Source organism: Halapricum sp. CBA1109, from assembly GCF_009741825.1.
Taxonomy (GTDB): Archaea; Halobacteriota; Halobacteria; order Halobacteriales; family Haloarculaceae; genus Halapricum.
This window is the reverse complement of record NZ_WPCA01000138.1, coordinates 1-7,023: the sequence shown is the minus strand read 5'-3', so window position 1 is coordinate 7,023 and position 7,023 is coordinate 1. Positions and strand designations below refer to the sequence as shown.

The window sequence follows — 7,023 nt, the reverse complement described above, 5'->3', positions numbered from 1 at the left end:
GACAGCGGCAAAGCAGGACCTGCTGGGACTCGCTGGGCTCCGCGGACGACGCGAGTAGCTTCCGTGCGGTCTTGACGAGATACAGCTGTCGAGTGCGTCGATGTAGCGACTACTTCGACGGGAGTGACGTGCTGCCGAAACGAGCGAAAGGTCGAATCGTGGATGTTGTCGGCGATAGTGACTCTCTGTCCGGCGCAGACGCTGCCGATGCGAGAGATGCATTGCGGAATCTAGACGATGTTTCTCATCGAGAAATATCGACGTTCATCGACGACGGAGAAACCGGTGGTGTAGGCTTCCTCTCTGAAGTCGACCAGAGTACGGTCGATAATGTGTTCTCGTTCGATGTTGGCGGGGGTAGCACCGACATCGCGGTTCGTACCCGCGCCGGAATTGCGCAGGCGTACAACCGAAATCACTTCTCGACTAGTGAATGGGCTGGTGACGTGTATCCGGATGCCACTGACGCGGAGGGCGTCGTGAACAAGATAGCGGACGATATCAACGCACTCAGTGGACGAGATGACGTCGTCGGACTCGCCCGGACGCTCGGAAAAGGTAGTGACGGAGGGACTGGATCATACTTTGTTGATCTGCCATCCCCTGCAGCTTCCAGCAACCCTGTAAAGGGTGTGTCTCTGGAAATACGTGCTGCCGCTACCGAAGCAACCGACCTTGGTGACAATGTTCTCAGACTCAGCTACGAACCGGAGGTCGACTTCACGGAGCTGAGTGACTCTGCGGTCCAAGACATCGCTGATAAGATCTCTGATGATACGTCTACCGTCGAGAACGCTCTTATCGACGGTGACAGTAGCAGAGACGTCGAGCTCGATGCCTTCAGAGATAGCGAGTCCGGCACAGATATATACTTTGAGCCAAAGAACCGAGATTCGGTTAGCTCAGCTACCGTCAGAGATCAAATCATCCGGTACTTCGGTGTCCAGAAGTCTGAAGGAATAGGCTTGGAGAACAGTGATGTCACTGTCTACGTCAGAAGTGAAAGCCAAGCAAGCGATCTCGAAGGGGCCTTCGATAGCAGTTGGTTCACAGTAAAAACGCCCTCTGACGAGTAGAGTGGGAAACACTCAATAATCCACTCGTTCGCAACGCTGAGTCCATTTTCTAAAGTGGCATAAACCCAAAATAACTTTATTTATTCAGTTCTATATAGCTGGTATGCCACCAGAATCCACTTTCTACGTGCGGTTTGTTGACGAAAGAGATGCCAGTGAATTGTTCTCTCAAGTAACCGAACACCTCAATAGTGAAAATATAAATTACAACACATATACAGCTACTGAAATTGGTCTGAGTGATAACCTCTCACATTGTGCAATTGATATCACAGACTCACACCGGCATTCCGTTGATGATGCACTACTGACGCTGAATATTCAGGCTGAATACTTCGTCACCAGTGATTGGGAAACACGTGTCTCAGACTCACTTGCGTTTTTTGAAGGACTTATATAAAATACTACAACCAACGTACGTCTTCGGGATGCACAACTGGCGAACGGACCGGGTTGAAAGCGATGCAACGCCGGTACCGCTTCCATCTCCGATATCTGAAACAACGCTGGATGAGAATCGTATCCACCATCCAACTTGGTTGATGCTGTTCACACCGCCAATGGTTGAGCAGTACGGTGAGGAATGGTTACTGGATCTACCAGCCGACCACATTGAGGAACTTGACGATGGTTCGATTCTGCTTGTCGTCGTCTCAGACATCTCAGAGTATCAGTCGGATACCGAGATCGCCGAATATCTCAACGATCGGATGGAGCCACTCGAAGACGCATTTGAAACCCACAAACGCAGTTGACACTCCCGCACTGTTCGTAATATTCGTCTTCCTGTCGTCAGGATCATAATTCCGGTCGATTCCTCAAATATCGTTCCGTGTTCGACCGGTCGCTATCGAGAGCTCAGGGTAGTTGTCTCTCGGCCGATCATTGTCTCCTCAATATCTCAAGGCTAGGCCTGAGATACTGCTCGGCTATTTGTGAAACCAGCGAACCTATTTGATCCACCCGGACACTCCGACGACGCGAGTAGCTTCCGCGCTGGACTCGACGAGATCCGCTCGTCGAGTGACGTCGACGTCGGCGACTACTTCGACGGGAGTGACGTGCTGCCGAAACGAGCGAAGGGTCGAATCGTGGATATTGTCGGTGACAGCGGCCGCAGTGCCAGCGATGCTGTGGACGCACGAGATGCACTCCGGAATATCGATGGTGTCTCAGACAGAGAGATTTCGACGTTCGTGGAGGACGGTAGTACTGGAAGCGTGAAATTCCTCTCAGAAGTCGATCAGGGAACTGTCGACAACGTGTTCTCCTTCGATGTTGATGGGGGTGCATCGGATCTGGCTGTGCGTGCCCGCGCCGGTATCGCTCAGGCGTATTCGCGTGAATTCCTCTCTACCGGATCGTGGGCCAACGATATCTACCCAGATGCCGCTGATGCAGAAGACGTCGCAAACAAAATAGCGGACGATATCAACGTACTGAATGGAAAAGGAAATGTAGAAGGCCTTGCGCGGACACTTTCGCGAGGCGATGACGGGGGTAGTGGTGCATATCTTGAACGACTTCCAGATCCAGATGCATCCGATAGCGATGGTTACGACCCTTCATCTCCGGTGAAGGGTGTGGCTCTCGAACTTCGGACGGCCAGACAAGCTGCCGACGAACTCGACTCCGACGAGTCACTTCGGATGAGCGCTGCTCCCGATGTGGACTTCGACGAGGATCTGAGTGAAACGCAAATCGAGGATGTAGCTGAGAAAGTGTACGGGGAACGCGAGAGCGCTGTGGTCTCTAGTGATCTCACGACCAATCCCGAGTTCGACGCTGTCCAAGAGATCACGGATTCGGATGGCAATACGAGACGAATCTATCTCGAATCCAAGAATACGGAGAACGCTCCTCCCCGAAGCAAGGTTAGAGGACAAGCAGCTCGGTTCTTTGCGTCTCAAATAGCAGATGGCGCCGATATGGAAAACCTGAGAGTGACGTTTGTCACTCGGTCCGACTCACAGGCAGCAAGCCTGAACGATATACTGGACGCAGAGTGGTTCACCGCGAGAGCTAGTTCCACCGGCAGTGGATAGTACGTATATTCAGTATTTTTATACTTGTTACGTTAACTCAGTATATGGCGTTGGAATCGTTCTTCCGGGTCGGATTCGTTTCAAACACTCCGCCAGAGAATACTCTTGATGCGTTCGTATCGCTGTTTGATAGTGATAAGCAGGCTCCGAAATATATCCGTCATAATGAAAAAAGCATTACTGTGATTGGAGATTCTAACAAATACGGGTTGGATGTGTACTCTAAACAGGCACACAATTTCGCTCACAACAATGACCTTGTAGCACTTGATTTCTCCTGTTCCATACTCTTCGATGAGAACTGTCCGACTCAGCAGCAACTGGAGGAAACGCTTGACCTCGTTCGGCAGTTCTACCAGTGTATCGACGCAGAATACGTCTTCGGAATGCACAGCGAACGAATCGAGACAATCGGCCTCCCGGAGAACCGAAACGGGATTCCGTCGCCGATCAGTGACGAGTCACTCTCACAGAACCACATCGACTACCCGACGTGGCTGATGCTGTTTCCGCCGACGATGGTCGAGGAGTACGGCCGCGAGTGGCTGCTCGAGTTACCAGCCGAACATGTCGAGGAACTCGACGACGGTGCCATCTTGGTCGTTTCGACGCTGGAACTCACAGACTGTGAAACCGATATCGACATCGCAGAGACGGTTGCCGGATCACTCGATCCAATCGTCTCCCGATTCACGGACGACCACACGTTGGCCGAACGGCCCGGCGAGTAAGTGCGTGGTATCTGGCACCGATCAGTACAGTAACGCGAAGATTCTGTCGGCCGACGACTCGTTGCTCTTTGAGGATACTGCGCGATCCGGGAGGCGATGAGCGGGATGTCCGGCGTGGCCCAGCGACAGGTCAGCGACCGGATCAGAACCCTCGGTAGCGCGACGGAGAACACGCTCGAATCGAACGAGTTGAGGGCGGCGGTGCGGTACGTGCGCCAGACGGGCGCGTCCGGGGCGCAGTTGCTGGACTGGTTGGACAGTGACGGCGTCCGGGGCGGTTCCCACGTGAGAGATTCCGCGATTCAGACACTCGTCGTCCAGTATCGTCCCCCAAGTTTTTGTTACCGGATACCGAAGCGGTAGTATGGCCGCTTATGGCCGGCCGTCGTTACGGGACCTGTTCGACGAATCACCGACCCCGCACATCGCGCACCCGCCGCGGACACACCATCGAGACTTCTACGTCGCGACCGACGGATCGTTCAGCGACGGCCACGGCGGGTTGGGTGTCGTCATCGAGACGCGGGACGGCGAACGCGTCGGACGGTTCTCCCTGTCGGATCGCTCCCCGGACAACAACGTCGCCGAGTACCGGGCGCTCCACCTCGGACTGGACGTACTGGCCGCGCGTGCGCCGGCGTCGGCGCGGGTCGGTGTCCTCGTAGACCACGACGACCTCGCGGCGAACGTCAACGCCGCGGTCCTGCGCTCGCGGGACCCGACACACGAGTCGACCCACCACCTGTCGGTCCCCGCCGCGACGGGCCACCACTGGCGAGGGATACGGGCACGACTCAACGGCTTCGGCGCGGTCCGGGCGGCCCGCATCTCCAGTGACCGCAACCCGGCCCATCCGTTGGCGAACGCGCCCGACCAGTACGCACACGTCAACGCCGAACGGGAGCGTTGTGTCCTCCCGGAGCCGATCAGACAGGACGACGACCGGTATCCGCCGCCGTCGCGGGTCAACAGCGACTGAGTCAGACGAGGGCGAGCGCGACTCGCGCGGCGAGAAACAACGCCCCATCCCGGGGATGTCGCCGGCCGGTCACCGGAGCAACACCCCCACGACGGCGAGCAACACGGGGACACCGGCACGTCACAGACCGGAACTCGTATGCGCGTTGTCCACACCGGTGTCTCGGACGCCGAGGGCGTAACCTCGGGTGGTGTGAACAGTCCGCCCGAGCACTCACGACCGAGCGGTGACGATCACGACCGCGCCAGTAGAGGGTCGCTCACACGCCCAGCCACTCGTCGTTTCGCACTTGGTATCCGTTCTCCCGGCAGTATTTCGACGCCCGTCGCCGGACGTCTCTGGAGCCGGGAATCGTCCCCTTCTCGTCGATTCGCTCGACGATCCAGTCGGTGACGACCTGCAGTCCCTCGTCGTCGTCGATGGCGTCGACAGCGACGAGCTCCCGAAACGTCTTCTCGTAGGCGTCGCGCTGTGACTGGCTCAACTTCGCATTCCGGAGCGTCGCGGCGGCTTCGACGACCTGTTTCATCATCGCGGCGACGGTCGGTCGCTGTATCCGTGCTCTGAGTGCCGTGGGGGAGTCGAACGTCTCCACGTCCGTCTCCGCGAGGAGCTCCTCGACGGCGTACTCCCCGTCGGTCGATTCGATCACGTGGTCGCCGACGGCGGCGACGACTTCGGCCCCTGTCACCGGGAACGATAGCGGTTCCAGTTTCGCCTCGAAATCGACGAGCACTGCTGGCTCGAACGGCGGTTCCGGCTCGTCCCCGCGGGCCAACTCCGTGGCGAGAGCGCGCTCACGCTGTCGCCGGTCGGCGTTCTGTGCCTGTTCCTCTCGCCCGCTCTTGTCGTCTGCCATACCACGACAGAGGCGCCCTGCGCGGATAGGCCTGTGGTTAGTTACCACATACCATCTTTTGCGTCCGAACGGCCGTCGGACTCACCCGCTGGGTCGTCTACAACTCGACGTCGATGGTCACGTCGGGCGTCTCGCGGCCGCTCCCCCCGAAGGCAGTCTCGTAGCCCTCGTGGCGGGCGGTCTGTGCGGGCGTCGTCACCGACAGCGTCAGTTCGTCGCCGGACTGGACGTTCTCGACCGTCGCGCCGTAGTGATAGCCCAGTTCGGAGTCGAGCGTCCGGCGTAGTTCGCCCTCGAAGACCGACTCGCCGCCGCGGGCGAGCGTCCCCGACAGCCCCATCGCGGGAACGATCATCTCGTTGTAGCGGCTCCGGGCCGAGACGGCGAGGTACTGGCCGTCGCCGTCGACGCCCGCTGGCGGGGAGTCCAGAAGCGTCGTGAGGAGGACGGCGTCGTTCGACCGGCCGGACCCGAGGACCGTGCCGGGTAACTCCCCCTCTGCGGGGGCCGTCGAGTCCGGGACCATCTCCATCGACATCGGCTCCAGCGCGCCGCGCTCGCCGGCGTCGTCTCGCTCCTCGTATGAGATATCGTTTTTCTCGCTCTCGCTGTACTCGAAGTCGATGGTCGCGGTGGCGGGGTCGCCGAACGTCCCCTGGAAGCCACCGGTCCGTCGGGTCGACATCCCGCCGACGCTGAGGTCCACGGTGTAGGTGCCCTCGGCCCCGTCGTCGAGGCCGAAGTTCGCGCCGTAGTGAAAGCCCATCGGCTGGGAGAGCATCGGGTAGATGACCTCTTGGGAGACCACGTCGCCGTCGCGGCTCACCTCGATGGAGAGGCCCGTCTCCGGGAGGACGGTGCCCGTCTCGGGGTCCCAGACGCTGGCCATCAGGTGGACGGCGTCGCCGTCGTCTATCTCGGTGAACTGCGTGCTGGTGCCGTTGACGTTCCAGAACCGGTGGGCGTAGCTGTACATCAGCGCGAAGGCGTAGTCGCCTTCCTCGGCGGTTCCGATCATCTCCATTCCCTCGACGTGGGTGGGGATGTACACGCCGTCCGGGCGGTCCTCCAGCACCGGAGGGATGCCGGTCGAGGAGGGCTCTGTCGCCAGTATGCCACACCCCGCAAGCGCCGCCGACCCGAGGGCGGCCCCGCTCGCGAGAAACGCTCGCCTGTCCATATTCGCCCTCAGTGTCGGATGGCTATCGGTCTTTTGCTCCCGCTCACTCCGCCTGTGCGTCGAAGACGGCGACGCTGGCGAGGTTCGGACGACCACTTTTTCCGTCGGGGGCCTCGCGCTCGCCTCCGGCGAGCGCTCAACCCCCGCGCAAAA

Annotated in this window: 9 protein-coding genes; 7 read left to right on the top strand and 2 right to left on the bottom strand. The window is 58.9% G+C overall.

What is annotated here, in order from left to right; translation table 11 throughout:
• The 7 genes from GJ629_RS13085 to GJ629_RS13055 all read left to right on the top strand — a co-directional run.
• Nucleotides 1-1,076 (top strand): hypothetical protein (locus GJ629_RS13085; RefSeq protein WP_231754624.1); only part of this gene is annotated, 1,076 nt, incomplete at its 5' end.
• 103 nt (nucleotides 1,077-1,179) lie between these two features.
• On the top strand, nucleotides 1,180-1,476 hold the full coding sequence (locus GJ629_RS13080; protein ID WP_157513449.1) for a hypothetical protein: 297 nt from the start codon (nucleotides 1,180-1,182) through the stop codon (nucleotides 1,474-1,476).
• Nucleotides 1,477-1,504: 28 nt separating this feature from the next.
• Nucleotides 1,505-1,831 carry a hypothetical protein gene (locus tag GJ629_RS13075; protein WP_157513448.1) on the top strand — a complete coding sequence of 109 codons (327 nt, stop codon included), beginning with the start codon at nucleotides 1,505-1,507 and terminating at the stop codon, nucleotides 1,829-1,831.
• Between the two features lie 180 nt (nucleotides 1,832-2,011).
• Complete coding sequence (locus GJ629_RS13070) at nucleotides 2,012-3,121, top strand: hypothetical protein (RefSeq protein WP_157513447.1); 1,110 nt, start codon at nucleotides 2,012-2,014, stop codon at nucleotides 3,119-3,121.
• 44 nt (nucleotides 3,122-3,165) lie between these two features.
• Complete coding sequence (locus GJ629_RS13065) at nucleotides 3,166-3,852, top strand: hypothetical protein (RefSeq protein WP_157513446.1); 687 nt, start codon at nucleotides 3,166-3,168, stop codon at nucleotides 3,850-3,852.
• Nucleotides 3,853-3,948: 96 nt separating this feature from the next.
• Nucleotides 3,949-4,215 (top strand): hypothetical protein, encoded by a 267-nt coding sequence (locus GJ629_RS13060; RefSeq protein ID WP_157513445.1) that lies wholly within the window; start codon nucleotides 3,949-3,951, stop codon nucleotides 4,213-4,215.
• A gap of 1 nt (nucleotide 4,216) precedes the next feature.
• Nucleotides 4,217-4,831, top strand: coding sequence for a ribonuclease HI (locus tag GJ629_RS13055; protein WP_157513444.1), 615 nt, complete (start codon nucleotides 4,217-4,219; stop codon nucleotides 4,829-4,831).
• Nucleotides 4,832-5,090: 259 nt separating this feature from the next.
• On the opposite strand, the gene GJ629_RS13050 is transcribed toward GJ629_RS13055, so the two are convergent.
• Together GJ629_RS13050 and GJ629_RS13045 are read right to left on the bottom strand one after the other, a co-directional pair.
• On the bottom strand, nucleotides 5,091-5,690 hold the full coding sequence (locus tag GJ629_RS13050; protein WP_157513443.1) for a hypothetical protein: 600 nt from the start codon (nucleotides 5,688-5,690) through the stop codon (nucleotides 5,091-5,093).
• A gap of 97 nt (nucleotides 5,691-5,787) precedes the next feature.
• Entirely contained in the window at nucleotides 5,788-6,870 is a 1,083-nt protein-coding gene (locus tag GJ629_RS13045) for a hypothetical protein (RefSeq protein WP_157513442.1), read from the bottom strand.
• Nucleotides 6,871-7,023 lie beyond the last annotated feature (153 nt).

Coding starts and splice junctions, on each gene's coding strand:
- GJ629_RS13080 (WP_157513449.1), top strand. CDS start 1,180: ATGCCACCAGAATCCACTTTCTACGTGCGGTTTGTTGACGAAAGAGAT.
- GJ629_RS13075 (WP_157513448.1), top strand. CDS start 1,505: ATGCACAACTGGCGAACGGACCGGGTTGAAAGCGATGCAACGCCGGTA.
- GJ629_RS13065 (WP_157513446.1), top strand. CDS start 3,166: ATGGCGTTGGAATCGTTCTTCCGGGTCGGATTCGTTTCAAACACTCCG.
- GJ629_RS13060 (WP_157513445.1), top strand. CDS start 3,949: ATGAGCGGGATGTCCGGCGTGGCCCAGCGACAGGTCAGCGACCGGATC.
- GJ629_RS13055 (WP_157513444.1), top strand. CDS start 4,217: ATGGCCGCTTATGGCCGGCCGTCGTTACGGGACCTGTTCGACGAATCA.
- GJ629_RS13050 (WP_157513443.1), bottom strand. CDS start 5,690: ATGGCAGACGACAAGAGCGGGCGAGAGGAACAGGCACAGAACGCCGAC.
- GJ629_RS13045 (WP_157513442.1), bottom strand. CDS start 6,870: ATGGACAGGCGAGCGTTTCTCGCGAGCGGGGCCGCCCTCGGGTCGGCG.